This is a genomic window from Methylobacterium thuringiense, from assembly GCF_022179645.1.
GTDB lineage: Bacteria > Pseudomonadota > Alphaproteobacteria > Rhizobiales > Beijerinckiaceae > Methylobacterium > Methylobacterium thuringiense.
Window position 1 is genome coordinate 283,802 of sequence record NZ_BPRA01000014.1, and the last position, 16,867, is coordinate 300,668.

The following is a 16,867-nucleotide window of genomic DNA, read 5'->3' on the forward strand; positions in this document are numbered from 1 at the left end:
GGCAGACTTGTTTCAAGTCCAAGGTGTCACGCAAACGACACGGTGAAGATTAAATAATATCTCGATGTGGTGGAATAAAACGACGGCACAGTCGTGATGGCCGAGGCGGTCATCGGACCTTTGTCGATCGCCCGTCTTCGGATCGTCCCGCGCTTAGGCCGGCAACGAGCCAATAGACGAGTCCCGACGCCGCTCCCGTCAAGAAATAGAGTGCAACGGCTCGACCCTCGACTGCGAGGGTCGCTTGTCCGCCTGCACGCGGAGATCCGCTGCGGGTCAGCCAGGGCAGAAGCGCCGTGAGCGCGCCACTCGCGCCGCCATACCAGGCGGCAGCCCGCAGACCGATCGCTTCTCCGATCAGCGCGACGAGCGATGGCGGCAGCGCCAGCAGCACGAGAAGGGTTTGCGAGAGTGCCGCAAACGCCATCAGCATCACGTCCGGCGAGAGGCCCGAGGCGAGATCGATCAGCCCTTCGAGCCCGAGACGGGCGACGGCATGGCGCGAGGCCGGGTCGATCAGCACGCCCACGCCGAGGACGATCGCCCCGCAGGGGATCGCCAGCACGAGTCCGAGTGAGCCGAGGAGAAGGCGGCCGATGAGCCGCATCAATCGTCCGCGTCGGCGCCCGCGTAGACGGCTTCGGCGCCCATGCCGTCTTCCAGCATCATGCGGGCGCGGGCGCGCAACTTCTCCGTCTCGCTCTTGAGCTGGCCGCAGGCGGCAAGGATGTCGCGGCCCCGCGGGGTGCGCACCGGGGAGGCGTAGCCGGCGTCGAACACGATCTGCGAGAAGCGCTCGATCCGGCTCCAGTCCGAGCAGGCATAGACGCTGCCGGGCCAGGGATTGAACGGGATCAGGTTGATCTTGGCCGGAATGTCGCGAAGCAGCTCGACCAGCTCGTAGGCGTCGTCGTCGCTGTCGTTCACACCCTTCAGCATCACGTACTCGAAGGTGATGCGCCGCGCGTTGCTCACGCCCGGATAGTCGCGGCAGGCCTGAAGCAGCTGAGCGATCGGGTACTTGCGGTTCAACGGCACGAGTTCGTTGCGCAGCTCGTCGCGCACCGCGTGCAGCGAGATGGCGAGGGACGCGTGCGACTCGTCGCCCAGCCGCGTCATCTGCGGCACGACGCCGGAGGTCGAGACGGTGATGCGACGGCGCGACAGGCCGATGCCTTCCTGGTCGGTCATCACCTGCACGGCGTCGATCACGGCGTCGACGTTGTAGAGCGGCTCGCCCATGCCCATGAACACGACGTTGGTGACGAGGCGGCCGGCCTCGCCGGTGCTGCCGGCGTTGCGCACCGGCTCCAGGCCCGGCCAGTCGCCGAGGCGATCGCGGGCCAGGATCAGCTGCGAGACGATCTCCGCGGCCGAGAGGTTGCGCACGAGGCGCTGCGTGCCGGTGTGACAGAAGGTGCAGGTGAGCGTGCAGCCGACCTGGGACGAGACGCAGAGCGTGCCGCGGTCGGGGCCGGGAATGTAGACGCACTCGATCTCGGCGCCGCGATTGTGCTCCTGCACGTTCGTCGGCGCCATGCGGATCAGCCATTTGCGGGTGCCATCGCGCGAGATCTGCTCGCTGACGACCTCGGGCCGGTCGAGGGTGAATCGTTCGGCCAGCCCCGCCTTCAGGCTCTTGCCGAGATTGGTCATCGCCGCGAAGTCGGTGGCGCCGCGCAGGTAGATCCAGTTCCAGAGCTGGCTGCCGCGCATCCGGGCCTCGCGCTCGGACACGCCGATGGCGAGCAGCGCGTCCTTGAGGCCGGTGCGGGTCAGGCCGACGAGCGAGGTCTTGCCGCCGAGCGCCGCAGGCTCGGGCCGGAAGTCGGGCGTCTTCTCGATGGGAGACAGAACGGGCGCTTCGCGCCGGGCGTTGTCGAACGACGCCGTCGCCATTGCTGGAATAACCTTGGGGCCTTTGGAACGGCGTTTCTATAAGCGATCTCGGCCGCGAACGCGAATGTGCCGCGCATGGAGCCGGCCCGCGATCGGGATCGACTCGCCGGCGATGCATCGGTCGCCAGAACTGTGAGCCGACCTCCGCCGGCTGAGGCGGCGGCCAGACCTGGGCGTCTCGGAGTGGCACTGCGTTCATGGGCTATGGAATGCAGAAATGAAAATATTAAACTCTATTAGAAAAACATAATATAAATCAATTAAGACGATCAGATAATTTCGATATTTATCATTATAATTACTGTTTATACCCGGCTTGTCTGGAATCTAATCGATCGAAATCTGATATATAGACGGTCGATTGAAAAATATATCATACTTAGCCGACGTTCTCGATCGGACATTGTCCAATGAGCCTCATCGTCGGCATCCGGGGTGGTATCCGGCCGAGCCGTCTTTACCTCTTCGAAAACGGCCGCATGTAAATTCGGCTTGTCACCGCTCAGCCGGAGCCGCCGTCGCAACGATGCTGTCGTCTATCGAGAAGGGGCTCGCACGGCCCTGGTATCGTCTTCGCCTGCCGAAGCCTCTTGAAGCGCGCTACGCGGCGCGGGGCGTACCGGGCGGCACGCGGCGTATTCGCTCTTGGCTATCGATCTTCGTCGTCTTCAACGTGCTCTCCCTGAAGGTCGACTACGACATGTTCGGCGCCGACGCGGTGGCCGTTCCAGCGACGCTGACGTTGTGCGTGTTCGTGCCGTTGGCACTGCTTGCGATCCTCGCCCTACGGCATGACGCACCGCCATGGCGGCAGACGGCCGCCGTGATGACGACCAGCCTCGTCGACATGGCGATCACGCTCAACAGCGCGCGGATCGCGCCCGGGCCGCACGCCGAGGTCTACCTGATCCTCGCCGCGATCATCCCCCTCGTCGTCGGCATGATCGCGCCGCTCTCGTTCCGGCACGCGATTCTCTATTGCGGCGCCTGCTTTGCCCTCTACGTGGCCTCGGTCGTCGGGTTCGCACTCGGTGGGCCCGAGGGGGTCGGCATTCCGCTTCTCGTCGCCAGCCTGATCCTGGTGCCGCTGAAGCTCGCCTATGCGCACGAATGGGAGACGAAGCAGAGTTTTCTGCTCGGATTGCGCGAGCAGATGCAGGCGGACGCGCTGGCCGAAGCCAATTCCCGCCTGACCGTGCTCTCCGAGACCGATCCGCTGACGGGCGTGGCGAACCGCCGGCTCTTCGGCGAGCGCCTGGAATCGGCCTGGGAGTCCGCCGCCGGGGATCGCGGCTGGCTCGGGCTCGCGCTGATCGACGTCGACCACTTCAAGGCGTTCAACGATGCGGCCGGCCACGCCGAGGGCGACCGCTGCCTGCGGGAGGTGGCCGGTGCTCTCCGTTCCGCCGTGGCGGCGCGGGGCGGGCTGCTGGCGCGCTATGGCGGGGAGGAGTTCGTCGTCCTGCTGCCGGGGGCGACGCCCGAGGCGGTAATTGTTTTGGGCGAGGCGCTGCATCGCGCGATCGCGGCGTTGGCCTTGCCCCATCCCGGGCTGCCGGACGGCGCGATGGTCAGTGCGAGCGTCGGCGTGACAGCCGCACACGGAGCGACGCGGCGATGGGGCATCGGCCCAGCCGATCTGATCGCGGCGGCGGACGAGGCGCTCTACGAGGCCAAGCGTAGCGGCCGCGACCGGGTCGAGGCAGTCTGCGTTCGGGCAGGCGCTTCGGCGTTTGCGGCCTGAGCGACGGCAGGGCTTCGCCCTTCCGAGTGCGAAAGCTATCGCCGCTCGAGCAGCGCCTCGACCTCGGCCTGCTCGGCCTGCGACAGCCCGGCGGCCTTCGGCGCGCGCCGGCGCGAGAGCCGCCAGATGCCGAAGCCGCCGAGCAGCACCGCCAGCAGCGGCGTCAGCCAGAGCAGCAGCGTGTGCCAGCCGAAGACCGGGCGCAGCAGCACGAACTCGCCGTAGCGCGCCACCAGGTAATCGACGACCTGCCCGTTGCTGTCGCCGGCGGTGAGGCGCTCGCGCACGATCACGCGCAGGTCCTTGGCGAGCGGCGCGTCGGAATCGTCGATCGACTGGTTCTGGCAGACGAGGCAGCGCAGGCCTTCCGAGATGTGGCGTGCGCGGGATTCGAGGACGGGATCCTTCAGGACTTCGTCGGGCTGGACGGCGTGGGTGGGCCCAGCCGAGACGATCAGAAGCAATGCGAAGACGATCGCGCGCACGAACCCTCTCCCCTCTGCGGGAGAGGGTGGCCCGCGAAGCGGGTCGGGAGAGGCGAGCGACGGTGCCGGAGGAGGCGCACCCCTCTCCCGACCCCTGCTGACGCAGGGGCCACCCTCCCCCGTAGAGGGTGGAGGGTTTGTGCGGCGGAAAACTCCGAAAAGAGTCATTCCGCCGGCACCGCATGCGGGGGCAGCTTGGCGCGGGCCTTGGCCGGGGCGCCGACGCGCATGCGGCGGTCGGTGAGGGAGAGGGCGCCGCCCAGCGCCATCACCACGGCACCGAGCCAGATCAGCAGGATCAGCGGCTTGTAGTAGAGGCGCAGGCCGATGCTGCCGTCCGGCAACACCTCGCCGAGGCTGGCATAGACTTGGCTGAACCCGATGGTCATCAGCCCGGATTCCGTCACCGTCATCTTTCGCGATGGGTAGAAGCGTTTGCCCGTCTCGACCGGGCCCACGGTGTCGCCCTTGGCGGTGCGCACGGTCAGGAAGGCCGCGGTCTCCTCGTAGTTCTCGCCGGATTGCGGGCCGACCTTGTCGAGGGTCGCGACGTAGGGGCCGACCGCGAGGCTCTGGCCGGGTTTCAGCGTGCCGAGTCCTTCGAGCGCCCAGCTCTGCGCCGCGATGCCGATCACCACGACGCCGACGCCGGCATGGGCCAAAGCCGTGCCCCAGGCGGAGCGCGGCAGGCCGATGGCCCGTCGCGCGATGGTGCCGAGATCCCGCGAGCGGCTGTTGCCGTAGCCGCGGGCGCGCGACAGGATTTCGAGGGCCGAGCCGATGATGAGATAGGCCCCGAGCCCGATGGCGACGGGCGCCATCACCGGGCCGCCCCAGGTGTAGGCGGCCGTGCCAATTCCGACGACGAAGGCGAAGGCGAAGGCCGCGAACAGGCGCTGCGCGGCCGCCGCGACGTCGCCGCGCTTCCAGGCGAGCGACTGGCCGAACGGCACGATCAGCAGCAGCGGGATTGCCAGCGGGACGAAGGTCCAGTTGAAGAAGGGCGGCCCGACGGAGATCTTTTCGCCGGTCAGCATCTCCAGCAGCAGCGGGTAGAGGGTGCCGACGAGTACCGTGGCGCAGGCGGCGACCAGGAAAAGGTTGTTCATCACCAGTGCGCCCTCGCGGGAGATCGGCGCGAACAGGCCGCCCTGGCGGAGCGATGGGGCGCGCCACGCGAACAGCGTGAGCGAACCGCCGATGAACAGCACCAGGATGGCGAGGATGAACACGCCGCGGGTCGGGTCCGAGGCGAAGGTGTGGACGGAGGTCAGCAGCCCCGAGCGCACGATGAAGGTGCCCATCAGCGACAGAGAGAAGGTCAGGACCGAGAGCAGCACCGTCCAGACCTTGAGGGCGTCGCGCTTCTCCATGACGACGGTGGAGTGCAGCAGCGCCGTGCCGGCGATCCAGGGCATCAGCGAGGCGTTCTCGACCGGATCCCAGAACCACCAGCCGCCCCAGCCGAGCTCGTAATAGGCCCAGTAGGAGCCCATCGCGATGCCGAGCGTCAGGAAGACCCAGGCGGTGAGCGTCCACGGCCGCACGGCGCGTGCCCAGACGGCGTCGATCCGGCCGTCGATCAGCGCGGCGGCGGCGAAGGCGAAGGTAATCGAGAAGCCGACATAGCCGAGGTAGAGCAGCGGCGGATGCACCGCGAGCCCGAAATCCTGCAGCAGCGGATTGAGGTCGTTGCCCTCGAGCGGCGCCGGCGCGACCCGATCGAACGGGTTCGAGGTCGTGATGATGAACAGCACGAACACGAAGGTGATCAGTGCCTGCACCGCGAGCGTGTTGGTGCGCAGGACCGGCGGCACGGAGTTCTTGGCCACCGCGACCATGGCGCCGAACAGCGACAGGATCAGGACCCAGAGCAGCATCGAGCCCTCGTGGTTCCCCCAGACGCCGGAGATCTTGTAGATCAGCGGCTTCATCGTGTGCGAGTTCTCGACGACGTTCTTGACCGAGAAGTCGGACATCACGTGGGCGTAGGTGAGCGCCCCGAACGCGAACAGGATGCAAGCGAAGACCCCGAGCGCCGCCGGCACGGTGGTCTCGCGCAGGGTCTCGTCGCCGGAGCGCGCCGCCCAGACGGGCATCGCCGCCTGGATCACGGACAGCGCCAGCGCCAGGGCTAGGGCGAAGTGGCCGACCTCAACGATCACGATGGGCGTCCTTGATGGGGATCGCGCAGAGCACGCGAAACCCTCCCCCACAGAGGGGGGAGAGGTAATCTACGGAGGCGAGAGCGCCAGACGACATCACCGCTCGCTACGCTTGCCGAGCGAGGTATCCGGGCTCTCGGCTTTCACCGGCTTGCCGTCCTTGCCCTCCTGCCAGCGCCCCTGCGCCTTGAGCGCGTCGGCGACCTCGCGGGGCATGTAGGATTCATCGTGCTTGGCGAGCACGGTGTCGGCGCGGAAGGTGCCGCCGGTGTCGAGCATCCCCTCCGCGACCACGCCCTGGCCCTCGCGGAACAGGTCGGGCAGGAGGCCCTTGTACTGCACGGGGATCGTGCCCTTGGTGTCCGTCACCGAGAAATCGACGGTCTGGTCCGGGCCGCGCTTGAGGGAACCGTCGAGCACGAGCCCGCCGAGCCGGAAGCGTGTGCCGGGCGCCACGACCCGGGCCGCGACCTCCGCGGGCGAGCGGAAGAACACGATCGAGCCGCTCATCTGCCACAGGATCAGGCCGACGGCGACGGCGAGCACCGCCCCGCAGGAGGCGATCAGGGTAAGGCGGCGGCTCTTGCGGGTCACGGTTCCGTCCCGGTGCGTCGGCGCCTGCAAGCCATCGCACAAGCAAGCCTGACGTCGTTCTAAACTGTTGCCTCCGGTGTCCGACGCCCGGCGCGTCGGGTCAAGGCTGCCGGGCGGGACCGATTGTCAGGGGTCGGGACGCCACACGGCGACGCCAACCGTCTCTCACGGCTTCTCGGTGGCGCGCTTCAGGTCGAGATCGCGCCCGAGCGCATCGAGGCGCTGGATCGCGGTTCCGTCCGCCGCGACTGCCATGCGTGCCCGGTCGAGGGCGCCGGCCGCGGCCTCGCGATCGCCGAGCGCGGCGTAGGAGCGTACCAGCCGCATCCACTCGTCGGCGGTGCCGCCCTTGGCGGCGAGGCGCCGGTCGAGCCCGGCGACCATGCCGCGGATCGCCGCCTCGCGCTCGGCCGGGGGCATGGCCTGGATGGCGGCAGCAGGCGACCCGCCCGTCTCCATGCCCGGCGCGGCCGGCGCATCCGACGGCATCATGGCTTGTGCCGGAGCCTCCTCCGGCGACGGCGTCGCAGCACCCGAGCCGGCATCGCCCTGGCGGCCGGGATCGGCGAGGTCGAGCTCCTTCGCCTCGGCGTCGAGACGGGCGAGGGCCTGCGGATCCTGGGCCAGCGCCGTGCGGCCGCGTTGAAAGGCCTCGCGCGCTTTATCGCGTTCGCCCAGCGCCCCGTAGGAGCGCACGAGCCGCATCCATTCGTCGGCGCTGCCGCCCTGCGACGCCAGTCGGCGATCGAGCCCCTCGACCATGCCGCGGATCGCGGCCATGCGCTCGTTCGGCGGCAGGGCCTGCAGGTTGGCGGCGGGACCCGCGGCGGGCTTGGCCTCGTCGGATTTCGGGGAGGCGGCGTTGGCCTCCGCCTCCGCCTTCGGCGTCTGAGCCGTGGGCGGCGTCTCGCCCTTCAGGCGCGCCAAGTTCTCGCGCACCATCCGCATCCAGGGCGCATCCTCCGGCCCCTGGGCGGCCAGGGCTTCGAGACGCCTGGCGGAGCCGGCATTGTCGCCTGCGAGTTCGTCGCCGCGGGCGAGGTAGAACTGAGGCTTCGCCGTCTTCGGATCGAGCACCAGCGCGCGCTCGAACAGCTTTCGCGCCTGCGGCGAGACGGCGCCCTCGCCGGCCGCGACCAGTGCTTCCCCCCAATTAGCCAGCCGCTCGGGATCCTCGCCCTGGATCCGCACCACCTGCTCGAAGGCGCGGGCAGCGTCGTCGAAGCGGCCGAGCCGCATGTAGACCGGGGCGATGACGGACCAGCCGCGGGCGTCGTTCGGGTTGCTGGCGAGCTTGGCCTCGACCTGCCCGATCGCCTTCATCACGCCTTCGCCGCCTTGCTGCGCGGCCTTGCGGTCGGCATCGGTCTGCGAGGGGAGGTTGGGGGAGCCGTAGAGCCCGTAGACGACGAGCGCCACGAGCGGCACCGTCGAGAGGGCGAAGGCGGAGGCCGCGCGGCGCTGGCGCAGATGCGGCTCGGCGACCGGCGCGGCGTCCCCGGTGCGGCCCTCGCGGCTCGCCCGCAGCAGGCGGCGGGCAGCTTCGGTGCGGGCGGCCTCGGCCTCGGCCGGCCCGATCAGGCCGCGGCCGAGATCGCGCTCGATCTCGGCGAGCTGGTCCTCGTAGAAGCCTGTCTCGGTGGTGAGCCCGGCCTGGGAGCCGGCATCCGGCGAGGCCTTTCTCCGGCGCGTCAGCGGCCAGAGCAGGACGAGCACGGCCGCACCGGTCATGATCGCCAGGATGAACCAGATCGCCGTCATCATCGCCCAGGAAGCCGCGGACCCACCGACGCCGCAGGAGCGGCCTTAACACAGGTCATACGAATGGTAACGGCGGCGGACTAGCGCTGCGGCACCGCCGCCGGTGCGTCGCCCGGCACCTCCAGCACGGCGCGCAGGCCTCCGAGCGTCGCCGCCTCCAGGCGGAAGCGGCCGCGATAGAGCGCGGCGAGGTCGGCGACGATCGAGAGGCCGAGGCCCGAACCCGGCTTCGACTCGTCGAGCCGCCGCCCGCGGGCGAGCACCGCGGCACGGTCCTCCTCGGGCAGGCCGGGCCCGTCGTCCTCGATGGTGACGAGGAGCCGCGCGAAATCCTGCTCGCCGACGGGTTCGGCCGTGATCGCCACGCGCCCGCTTGCCCATTTCGAGGCGTTGTCGACGAGGTTGCCGACCATCTCCTCGAAATCCTGGCGCTCGCCGCGAAAGCGTAGACCCTCCGGCACCCGCACCTCGTAGGCGATGTCCTTGTCGCGATAGATCTTTCCGAAGGTGCGCACGAGGCCGGCCAAGGCCGGCTCGATCTCGGTGGAGGTGCCGAGCGTGCCGGCGAGCGCCGCGGCGCGCGCCCGGTCGAGGTGGTAGTTGACCTGGTCGCGCATCACCGCCGCCTGCTCGCGGATCTTTTCGGCAAGCTCGGGCGGGGCGTCGCTGGAGGCGACCTCGTTGACGATGATCGAGAGCGGCGTCTTCAGCGCATGCGCGAGGTTGCCGACCTGGGTGCGGGCGCGCTCCAGGATCTCGCGGTTGGTCTCGATCAGCAGGTTGGTCTCGCTCGCCAGCGGCGCGATGTCGTGCGGATACTCGCCGGGGATGTGGTGGGCCTCGCCGCGGCGGATCGCGCCCAGCGCCGCGCGCAGGCGCTTCAGCGGCGCGAGGCCGAACCGGATCTGCAGCAAAGCCGTCAGGGCCAGGGACAGGCCGAGCAGGCCGAAGGTCACGGAAAGCGAGAAGCGGAACCGGTCGACCTCGTTGACGATCTCGTCCGCCGGGCCGGCCACGCGCACGGTGTAGCGCCCGTCCTGGCCGACATCGACGTCGCGCTCGACGATGCGCAGCAGCCGGTCGTCCTGGCCGTGGCCGTAGCCCTGACGGATCTGCCCGATCGTCGCGGCGCCGGCCTGGTCCGGGCCCTTCAGCGGCACGCCGACGAGGGAGCGCGAGGTGCGCAGGTCCCGCGGCTTCGCATCCGGATGCCCGACCTGCCAGTACCAGCCCGACAGTGGCAGGTCGAAGCGCGGATCGCCCAGCGCGAAGGAGCGCGCCTCGGGATCGTTCGGCGAGACGAGATCGGTGGCGAGGTTGTTGGCGTAGACCAGCAGACGGCTGTCGAACGAGCGCTCGGTGTTTTCGCGATACAGCGTCGTTAGGATCCAGGCCGCGATGACCAGGATCGCCGCGCTCGACAGCAGGGCCGACACCGCGAGCCGCACGCCGATCGAGCGGCGGCGCATGGGCAGCCAGGAGAAGCGGTCGGTCATGGGATTTTCATGAGGGGCGACGGTCGGCTAATCTGCATCGCCTCCTAGCAACCCGAGGTGAACGGGAGAAGCGCCGTGGCTTTGGATATCGACGACGCGGAGACGGAACAACTCGTTCAGACACTTGCCGAGCGAAGAGGCGTGTCGACGGACGAGGCCATCAAATCGGCGGTCCGCGACGCCTTGCAGAGGGACGCCGAAGTGCCGAGTCTCTGGGAGCGCCTGCAGCCGCTGCAGGACCGGGTCGCCGCATGGCCGTCGACCGGGCTCGAAGCGGACAAGGCCTTCTACGATAGCCTGAACGGGGAATGATGTTCGTCGATGCGTCCGCCATCGTTGCGACCATCAGGCGGGAGCCGGATGCCCGAGCATTGGCCGATCGCCTTGAGGCTTCGCCCGGCTCCATCACCTCGCCGGTCGCGATCTACGAGGCCGTGCTCGCAATTCGACGCAAGCGGACGCGCCGGCTCAGAGAGGTCAGAGCCGAAGTCGACGCCTTCGTGAGCGCATCGGGGGTGAATGTCGTCCCGATCACACCGGAGGATGCCGACCGGGCGCTCGCGGCACACGAGCGTTACGGCAAGAGCACCGGACATCCGGCAGGTCTCAACATGGAGGACTGCTTCGCTTACGCCGTCGCCAAGGGCCACGGCGTAAAGTTGCTCTACAAGGGCGACGACTATCGCGCAGACCGATCGCGGCGGCCCCTAAACCGGCCTACCCCTTCGTCTGCGCCCCATCCACCAGATACCCCAGCCCGCGCACAGTCTGGATCAGGTCCACGGCCAACTTCTTCCGTAACCGGCCGACGAAGACCTCGATGGTGTTCGAGTCGCGGTCGAAATCCTGGTCGTAGAGATGCTCCGTCAGCTCGGCCCGCGAAACCACACGGCCGGTGTGGTGCATCAGGTAGGAGAGCAGGCGGTATTCGTGACTCGTGAGCTTGATCGGGTTGCCGTCGACGAAGACGCGGCCGGAGCGGGTGTCGAGCACCACCGATCCGCAGGCGATCTGGGAGGTGGCGTGGCCGGCGACGCGGCGCAGGATGGCGCGGACCCGCGCCATCAGCTCCTCCATGTGGAAGGGTTTCGTAACGTAGTCGTCGGCGCCAGCGTCGAAGCCGTCGACCTTGTCCGACCAACGGTCGCGGGCGGTGAGGATGATGACGGGCGTCTTCACCCCGGCCCGGCGCCAGTTCTGGAGCACGGTGACGCCGTCAGTCTTGGGCAGGCCCATATCGAGGATGATGGCGTCGTAGGGCTCGCTCTCGCCGAGAAAGCCGCCCTCCTCGCCATCGAAGGCCTTGTCGGCGACGTAGCCGGCCTCCTCCAACGCCTTCACCACCTGCCGGTTGATGTCCCGGTCGTCCTCGACGACGAGCAGACGCACCTCAACAACTCCCCGGTTGGCGCCGTCCCGACGGCGACACGTTCCTGTTATTGTCCATGCACCTGACCGGACTGGGCGTCCACCATGACCTGCACGAACTGGCCGTCGCGCCGCAGAGCCGTGAGCACGTAGACAAGGCCGCCTTCGTGCCGGCACAGGCTGGCGCGCTGGATCTCTGAGCGCGGATAGATCTGGCGGGCGGCGCGGATCGCGGCGATCGGCGCGACCACCCGCTTCTCGGCGACGGATTCGCGCATGTCGGCCGGGGAGAGGCAGCTGTCGATCCGTGCGACCGGCTGGCCCCTCGCGGGAGCCGCGGCTTCCGTCTCCTCGGCGAGCGTGCCGACGGCACCCGTCGCGATCACCGCGACGGCTGAGACGGCAAGCAGCATGGCGAGTGCGTGGTGCATGGACCATGCTTGTCCGGCCAAGGCACTGAATGCGTGCTGAATGGGCGTCGCCATCCGGGATCTGAGAAGGTTCATCCACCTGAGCCGTGTCCGAGACTCGACATAAGGCCGGCCGGCCCGGACGGTTCCATGCCGTCGGCGCGCCCCGGCTCGCATCCACAGGCACGTGCCGGAGGACATGCACGGCCCAGTTACGCGTCGGCGCCGATGCGTTCGGCGAGCCGGGTCAGGTTGGCCCGCAGCGCCGTGCTCGCGAGGTCCTGCAGGTCGACACGGTCGAGGGCGGCCTTCCGCAGCGCCAGCACCGAGAGATCGAAGGTGGTGCGCGCGGCGCGCAGGCGGCCAGCGGCGGCATCGCGGCGCGCCCGCCCATGCGACGGCCGGGCCTCGATTCCGCGGAGGCTCGCGAACAGGCGGGTCATGCCGGTCTCTTCCTGGTTACGACCGGCCGATCAGCCGGACCTCGCCCATCCGGCGCAGGATCTCGTCGAATTTTTCGCGGGAGCGCTCGTCGCTGCGGTCGACGCCGCGGGCGATCTCGCTGGAGAGCCGGGTCAGGTCCTCGAGCACGCGGGTGCGGCTTTCCAGGGCGGCCGCGACGGCGGCGTTGGTCTGCGAGGCCCGCTCCAGGGCCGTCGCGGTGGCGCCAGTCTCTTCGATGCGGGCTTCCAGCGCCCGCAGGTTTTCGCGGTGGAGATGGAGGCAGGCCAGCCCCAGCAGCACCGCGACGATCCAGCCGGCCCCGCCATCGGTGAAGAGCAGGCGGATGGCCTCCAGGGCGATCTTGTCCATGGCGGCCTCCGGGAGCGGAAACGCGCCGCGATCGGACACGAATTTCACGCGGCGGGGTCGTCGGCCTCATACCGGCGGCCGTAACCGTCGACCCATCCGCCGGCAGGCGCGACGGCGCGGCGCCGCACCCAGCCGAATGTTTGCGGACTGCGCAAACGTGTCTGCGCGCGGCGGGCGGCCCTGGCGGTGTCAGCCGAAAGGGCCGCTCGTATCAGACACGGGAGCGTCTTTTCAGCGCCGCGTCGAGGCCGGGCGTCAGCGTGTTGCCGGCGTTGGCGGCCTCTTCCAGGGTCAGGCCCCGAAAGATCTTCTCGGCGATGCCGGCGGGGCCGCCGGCCGCCTGGATCAGCCAGGCCGGGGCCTGATCGAGCGCCCGCTGCACGGCGCGGGCGATCACTGCCGAGCCGAGCGGGATCGTCAGGCTCTTGCCGCGCACCGCTCCGGCCACGGCATTCAGCGCGTAATCGGACGCGTTGCGCACCAGGCGCTCGACGAGGGTCGTGGTCACGAGGAAGCGCAGCGGACCGGCCATCCGCGCCGCCGCGGCGCCCGCCGCGGTGACGGCGAGGGGGACCAGCACGGTGCTCAGAGCCTGTGCTCCCGTGACGACGGCATCGCCCCACTGCACGATGATGTCCGCGGTGGCGGCCTGTGCGGGGATGCAGGCCGTGACGCATGCGGCGGGCAAGAGGGCGGCAGGCAGGAGGGCAACGGGCCGGAGGGCGGCGGCGAGACGGAACGGAGGAAGCGTGTTTCTGGCGGACATGTCGGTCTCCTCGGTGCGGGTCGTTCGGGGTGCGGAGGGGGCTCAGGCGCGCAGGGCTTCGCCGATGCGCTGCCGAAGACGGGCAAGCGGGCCGGGCCGCACGGCGGTTGCCGGGGGTGCACGGTCGGGCGATCGCGGCACTGCAACGGGGCGGGCGTCGTCGCGGCGGGCGCGGGGCAGGGCGACGGCGTAGGGGGTGCGGAACTGGTCGTATTCGGCCTGCCGCCGCGAGAGGATCTCGGGCGGTCTGCGCCAGGCCAGGATCGCCTCGGCGGCCCCCGCCCGGTCGCCGGCATTGAGCCGCCGCAGGAACCCGGATGCCCGAAAACCGCCGACGCCGATGTTGAAGGCGATGGAGATCAGCGCGTCGCGCTCGTGCTCGGCCACCGGGACGGCGATGCAGGACAGGATCGGCAGGGCGTGGCTCGCCAGATCCTCCAGGAACAGCGCGTCGGCCTCGGCTTGCGTGATCCGTTGGCCCAGCCTGACCCCCTTGGTGTGGCCGTAGCCGATCGTCGGCACCCCGACGCTGTCGCGATAGGCGCCGAGCCGTACGCCCTCGCGCGCCTTCAGCGCCGCGATGCCGAGCGGCGTCATGATCGCGGATGCGGTCATGCTGGTCTCCATGCCGATTGTGGGGGGAACGAATCGGCTCGGCTCACGCCGTGCGCCGACGGCCGGGACCTGTGAAAAACCGAAATCTTCGGGCAACACGGCCGCGCTAGTCAGTCCCCGCGATCGGGAGGACTGCCGATGACACCGGAAGACAAGCAGTGGGACCGGGCGGTCTGGACGCTCGACGCGGCGGCGGCCGTGATCGTGGCCAGCCTCTGCCTGATGCTGTGTCTGCTGATGGGCTGGCGCTGGTTCGTCTGATCAGGCTGCGGCACCCCGGCAGCGTGAGTTTGGTCGACTGTCGGCGTCAGCGGTGGCCGTTGGCCGGCATCGTTGCGACGATCTTTCTAAAAAGGCGTCGGCTGTTCGGCCGAGACGAACCGGGACTGGCGGTCGACTGAAAGGATCAGTACGAATTTCGCCGTACTGGTCGTGTGCGACACCGGAGAGACGCCGAATGAGTCAATGGACTTCGCATGGCTTGCCGGAGCGGATGGATGGTCTCAGCTTCGTCGATGTCGGTTGTTGGGAAGGCGATATCTGTGCCGAGGCGGTCGCGCGCGGGGCCGCAAGCGTGCTGGGGATAGACTACTGCACGTCGCCCGATCTTGAGCGAACGCTTTCAACGTCGAGTTTTGATTTCATACAGCTCGATCTTCTGTCCGAGAAGGCGCTACAGCTGCCGGAATTCGATATCGTTCACTCGGCAGGAGTGCTTTACCACGTAGAGAACCCGCTTTCCTTTCTCTACCGTCTGAGAAAACTTTGCCGCTTCGGAGGCTCGATCTATGTCGAGACGACGGTGGCGATCGGTCCGACGCAGGAACCGGTGATGCTTTTCCACCCCCGCGACAGCTTCGATGCAAACCCATCGAACTGGTGGAGCCCGAATGAGCCGTGCCTGATCGCGATGATCGAGGAAGTCGGCCTGTTGGATATCGAGGTCACTTCGAGGCCGGAATGTCCGTCCGAGACCAAGGATTTCACGATGAGCCGGATCTGCGTGCGGGGACGCGTTGCGAACACTCCGACCTCGATCTCGCAAAAGATGCTGCCGAGGCGGCCTTCCTACATGCCGATCGCCGCCGGGAAAGGCAGCCGCCGCCCCGGCGGCCAGCCTTGATCTCTGCCGAGACGGCCCTGCCAGTCAGGCCATCTGCCGGCCACTGAACAAAGAATCGCTCGCGGCGACGTAGCCGTCCGCACCGCTGAAGCGGACAAAGACCTCGACGGTGTCGCCGGCTGCGAGCTTCAGGGCGGTCGAGAGGTCGATCGCGGTGACGCCGTCGACGAGGGTGCCGGTGGCAGAGGTGCGGCCTCGGCCGGCCGGGGTACCGTTCCTGTAGAACTGCGCTTCGAAGGCGGTCGGAGCGTTGCTGCCGTTCTTCCTGAAGACCAGGGCGGTGTCGAATCCGTAGAGGCCGGCTTCCGGTGCGACGAAGCGATTGCTTGCGGCGACGAAGGCGCCCTGGTCGTTGCTGTCGGCGGTGTTGAATTGGACCTTCGTCCAGTTTGCCGCACCGACGTAGTTGTCGAAGCTCGTGGTGCTCGCGAACTTGGCGAAATTGCTGATCCGCGCCCAGGCGGTGCCCGTGTGCCACTTGAGGGCCGCGGCAGTGCTGTTGGCGTAGAGTTGGCCTTGCGCGACGCCGGCCGTCGGATCGGAGGCCAGAGGCACCAGCCTGATGGCACCGTTGGACTCGGCCGAAAAGACCTCCACGATGCCGGCCGTGCCGATCGGGGTCGTCCGGATCAGGACACGGGCGCCTTGCGCAGAGTCGGTCCAGGCTTCCGTCGTCGCGAAGGCCACCTGAGCCCGCGCTGAGCTGCCATAGGTGGTGGTGCCGTAGCCGAAGGCCGAGAACTGACCCATCGACGTCCCGGCCGGGAGCGCCGAGGGTGCAGCCGCCGTGCCGTTCGCCGTCCGGAAGATGAAGTTGCCCGGCGCAGTGGCGCCGAAGCTGTCGAAGACCAGCCGCGCCTGCTGCCCGTCGGCGCTCGATACGCGCAGGACCGTCTGCGGCAGGGTATCGGGCAGCGCGCCGGCATTGGCGCTGATCTCCAGCGGCCCGGCGATCCGCCCGAGCGTCAGCCGGCCGGTGCTGGCCGATGCAGTCAGCGGCGTGAAGAAGGCGGCCCCGTCCGGGCTGACTTTCAGCGAAAAATCGTCGGAGCCGAAGCTGCCCAGCAGCGCACGGGTCGAGAACCCGGTCTGGACCGTGAAGCCGGCATCCTTCGCCGCCGCCTGCTTGTTCAGCGTGACGCGCAGGTTGCCCGAGCCCGGCGTCACGTCGTCCCAGGAGAGCAGGGCGGCGTCGGCCTTCAGGGCGAAACGGTTGGTGGCGTCGGCTGCCGTGCCGATGCCGAGGCGGGTCAGGTTCTGCAGGGCCGTCAGGCTGCCGCGAAAGCTCGCCCAGGCGGTACCGGTGAAGACGTAGAGGTCGGCCTCGTCGATCACGTAGGCGAACCAGCCGGGCCGGGGCATCGCGCCGGCCCAGACGCCGTCCGCGAAGCGCACCACCTGTCCGGACAGACCGGCCCAGGCGCCGGTCGGGCTCGCCGCGGTGACGAGGTAGCGGTCGCCCTCGGCCGGGCCGGCGGGCGGGGCGGCGAGATCCTTGTCGAGGCAGGCGAGCTGCACCAGCGCGTCGAGGGCGGTCAGCGCCTCGTTGTGCGTGACGTGCTTCTGCGCCTGAGCCGCCGCGATGAGCGGCAGGCCGAGGTTGCGGGTGGTGTCCGCCATGGGGCTCT

At 68.9% G+C, this 16,867-nt stretch carries 18 protein-coding genes and 1 pseudogene; 5 read left to right on the plus strand and 14 right to left on the minus strand.

Annotated features, from left to right (window positions below; translation table 11 throughout):
• Positions 1-109: 109 nt before the first annotated feature.
• Positions 110-607, minus strand: coding sequence for a hypothetical protein (locus tag MFF07_RS16050; RefSeq protein ID WP_238232338.1), 498 nt, complete (start codon positions 605-607; stop codon positions 110-112).
• A complete protein-coding gene (gene rlmN, locus MFF07_RS16055; RefSeq protein ID WP_147818558.1) occupies positions 607-1,899 on the minus strand; it encodes a dual-specificity RNA methyltransferase RlmN in 1,293 nt (430 codons plus the stop codon). Before rlmN ends, MFF07_RS16050 begins: the two co-directional genes overlap by 1 nt.
• 526 nt (positions 1,900-2,425) lie before the next feature.
• Between rlmN and MFF07_RS16060 the strand changes: the two genes are divergently transcribed.
• Positions 2,426-3,643, plus strand: coding sequence for a GGDEF domain-containing protein (locus MFF07_RS16060; protein WP_238232339.1), 1,218 nt, complete (start codon positions 2,426-2,428; stop codon positions 3,641-3,643).
• Positions 3,644-3,678: 35 nt separating this feature from the next.
• Here MFF07_RS16060 and MFF07_RS16065 read toward each other — a convergent pair whose 3' ends face one another.
• The 5 genes from MFF07_RS16065 to MFF07_RS16085 form a co-directional block, all read right to left on the minus strand.
• A complete protein-coding gene (locus MFF07_RS16065) occupies positions 3,679-4,128 on the minus strand; it encodes a cytochrome c-type biogenesis protein (RefSeq protein ID WP_238232340.1) in 450 nt (149 codons plus the stop codon).
• Between the two features lie 164 nt (positions 4,129-4,292).
• Entirely contained in the window at positions 4,293-6,293 is a 2,001-nt protein-coding gene (locus MFF07_RS16070; RefSeq protein WP_238232341.1) for a heme lyase CcmF/NrfE family subunit, read from the minus strand.
• 96 nt (positions 6,294-6,389) lie between these two features.
• Positions 6,390-6,887, minus strand: a complete 498-nt coding sequence (gene ccmE / locus MFF07_RS16075; protein WP_147818562.1) for a cytochrome c maturation protein CcmE — start codon at positions 6,885-6,887, stop codon at positions 6,390-6,392.
• 165 nt (positions 6,888-7,052) lie between these two features.
• On the minus strand, positions 7,053-8,648 hold the full coding sequence (gene ccmI, locus MFF07_RS16080) for a c-type cytochrome biogenesis protein CcmI (RefSeq protein WP_238232372.1): 1,596 nt from the start codon (positions 8,646-8,648) through the stop codon (positions 7,053-7,055).
• An 80-nt stretch (positions 8,649-8,728) separates the two neighbouring features.
• On the minus strand, positions 8,729-10,144 hold the full coding sequence (locus tag MFF07_RS16085) for a sensor histidine kinase (RefSeq protein WP_238232342.1): 1,416 nt from the start codon (positions 10,142-10,144) through the stop codon (positions 8,729-8,731).
• Between the two features lie 75 nt (positions 10,145-10,219).
• Between MFF07_RS16085 and MFF07_RS16090 the strand changes: the two genes are divergently transcribed.
• Positions 10,220-10,456, plus strand: a complete 237-nt coding sequence (locus MFF07_RS16090; protein ID WP_147821642.1) for a type II toxin-antitoxin system VapB family antitoxin — start codon at positions 10,220-10,222, stop codon at positions 10,454-10,456.
• Positions 10,456-10,767: pseudogene (locus MFF07_RS16095) on the plus strand (PIN domain-containing protein); the annotation flags it as partial. The gene MFF07_RS16090 and the pseudogene MFF07_RS16095, both read left to right, overlap by 1 nt.
• Positions 10,768-10,861: 94 nt before the next feature.
• Here MFF07_RS16095 and MFF07_RS16100 read toward each other — a convergent pair.
• The 6 genes from MFF07_RS16100 to MFF07_RS16125 form a co-directional block, all read right to left on the minus strand.
• Complete coding sequence (locus tag MFF07_RS16100) at positions 10,862-11,533, minus strand: response regulator transcription factor (protein WP_147078299.1); 672 nt, start codon at positions 11,531-11,533, stop codon at positions 10,862-10,864.
• A 47-nt stretch (positions 11,534-11,580) separates the two neighbouring features.
• Complete coding sequence (locus tag MFF07_RS16105) at positions 11,581-11,943, minus strand: PepSY domain-containing protein (RefSeq protein ID WP_147821644.1); 363 nt, start codon at positions 11,941-11,943, stop codon at positions 11,581-11,583.
• A gap of 191 nt (positions 11,944-12,134) precedes the next feature.
• Positions 12,135-12,365, minus strand: a complete 231-nt coding sequence (locus MFF07_RS16110; protein ID WP_238232343.1) for a hypothetical protein — start codon at positions 12,363-12,365, stop codon at positions 12,135-12,137.
• A gap of 16 nt (positions 12,366-12,381) precedes the next feature.
• Positions 12,382-12,783, minus strand: coding sequence for a hypothetical protein (locus MFF07_RS16115; RefSeq protein ID WP_238232344.1), 402 nt, complete (start codon positions 12,781-12,783; stop codon positions 12,382-12,384).
• A 163-nt stretch (positions 12,784-12,946) separates the two neighbouring features.
• Positions 12,947-13,501, minus strand: coding sequence for a hypothetical protein (locus MFF07_RS16120; protein ID WP_238232345.1), 555 nt, complete (start codon positions 13,499-13,501; stop codon positions 12,947-12,949).
• 42 nt (positions 13,502-13,543) lie between these two features.
• A complete protein-coding gene (locus tag MFF07_RS16125; protein WP_238232346.1) occupies positions 13,544-14,116 on the minus strand; it encodes a lysozyme in 573 nt (190 codons plus the stop codon).
• 138 nt (positions 14,117-14,254) lie between these two features.
• Between MFF07_RS16125 and MFF07_RS22555 the strand changes: the two genes are divergently transcribed.
• Both MFF07_RS22555 and MFF07_RS16130 read left to right on the plus strand, forming a co-directional pair.
• Complete coding sequence (locus MFF07_RS22555; RefSeq protein WP_281407184.1) at positions 14,255-14,377, plus strand: hypothetical protein; 123 nt, start codon at positions 14,255-14,257, stop codon at positions 14,375-14,377.
• 196 nt (positions 14,378-14,573) lie between these two features.
• Positions 14,574-15,239: a class I SAM-dependent methyltransferase gene (locus tag MFF07_RS16130; RefSeq protein WP_147821733.1), complete on the plus strand. Its 666-nt coding sequence runs from the start codon at positions 14,574-14,576 to the stop codon at positions 15,237-15,239.
• A gap of 24 nt (positions 15,240-15,263) precedes the next feature.
• On the opposite strand, the gene MFF07_RS16135 is transcribed toward MFF07_RS16130, so the two are convergent.
• Positions 15,264-16,859 (minus strand): DUF2793 domain-containing protein, encoded by a 1,596-nt coding sequence (locus MFF07_RS16135; protein WP_238232347.1) that lies wholly within the window; start codon positions 16,857-16,859, stop codon positions 15,264-15,266.
• Positions 16,860-16,867 lie beyond the last annotated feature (8 nt).

Excerpts from the sequence above, each read along its gene's own strand:
- MFF07_RS16050 (WP_238232338.1), bottom strand. The coding sequence starts at position 607 with ATGCGGCTCATCGGCCGCCTTCTCCTCGGCTCACTCGGACTCGTGCTG.
- rlmN (WP_147818558.1), bottom strand. The coding sequence starts at position 1,899 with ATGGCGACGGCGTCGTTCGACAACGCCCGGCGCGAAGCGCCCGTTCTG.
- MFF07_RS16060 (WP_238232339.1), top strand. The coding sequence starts at position 2,426 with ATGCTGTCGTCTATCGAGAAGGGGCTCGCACGGCCCTGGTATCGTCTT.
- ccmI (WP_238232372.1), bottom strand. The coding sequence starts at position 8,648 with ATGACGGCGATCTGGTTCATCCTGGCGATCATGACCGGTGCGGCCGTG.
- MFF07_RS16085 (WP_238232342.1), bottom strand. The coding sequence starts at position 10,144 with ATGACCGACCGCTTCTCCTGGCTGCCCATGCGCCGCCGCTCGATCGGC.
- MFF07_RS16105 (WP_147821644.1), bottom strand. The coding sequence starts at position 11,943 with ATGCACCACGCACTCGCCATGCTGCTTGCCGTCTCAGCCGTCGCGGTG.
- MFF07_RS16110 (WP_238232343.1), bottom strand. The coding sequence starts at position 12,365 with ATGACCCGCCTGTTCGCGAGCCTCCGCGGAATCGAGGCCCGGCCGTCG.
- MFF07_RS16120 (WP_238232345.1), bottom strand. The coding sequence starts at position 13,501 with ATGTCCGCCAGAAACACGCTTCCTCCGTTCCGTCTCGCCGCCGCCCTC.
- MFF07_RS16125 (WP_238232346.1), bottom strand. The coding sequence starts at position 14,116 with ATGACCGCATCCGCGATCATGACGCCGCTCGGCATCGCGGCGCTGAAG.
- MFF07_RS22555 (WP_281407184.1), top strand. The coding sequence starts at position 14,255 with ATGACACCGGAAGACAAGCAGTGGGACCGGGCGGTCTGGACGCTCGAC.
- MFF07_RS16130 (WP_147821733.1), top strand. The coding sequence starts at position 14,574 with ATGAGTCAATGGACTTCGCATGGCTTGCCGGAGCGGATGGATGGTCTC.
- MFF07_RS16135 (WP_238232347.1), bottom strand. The coding sequence starts at position 16,859 with ATGGCGGACACCACCCGCAACCTCGGCCTGCCGCTCATCGCGGCGGCT.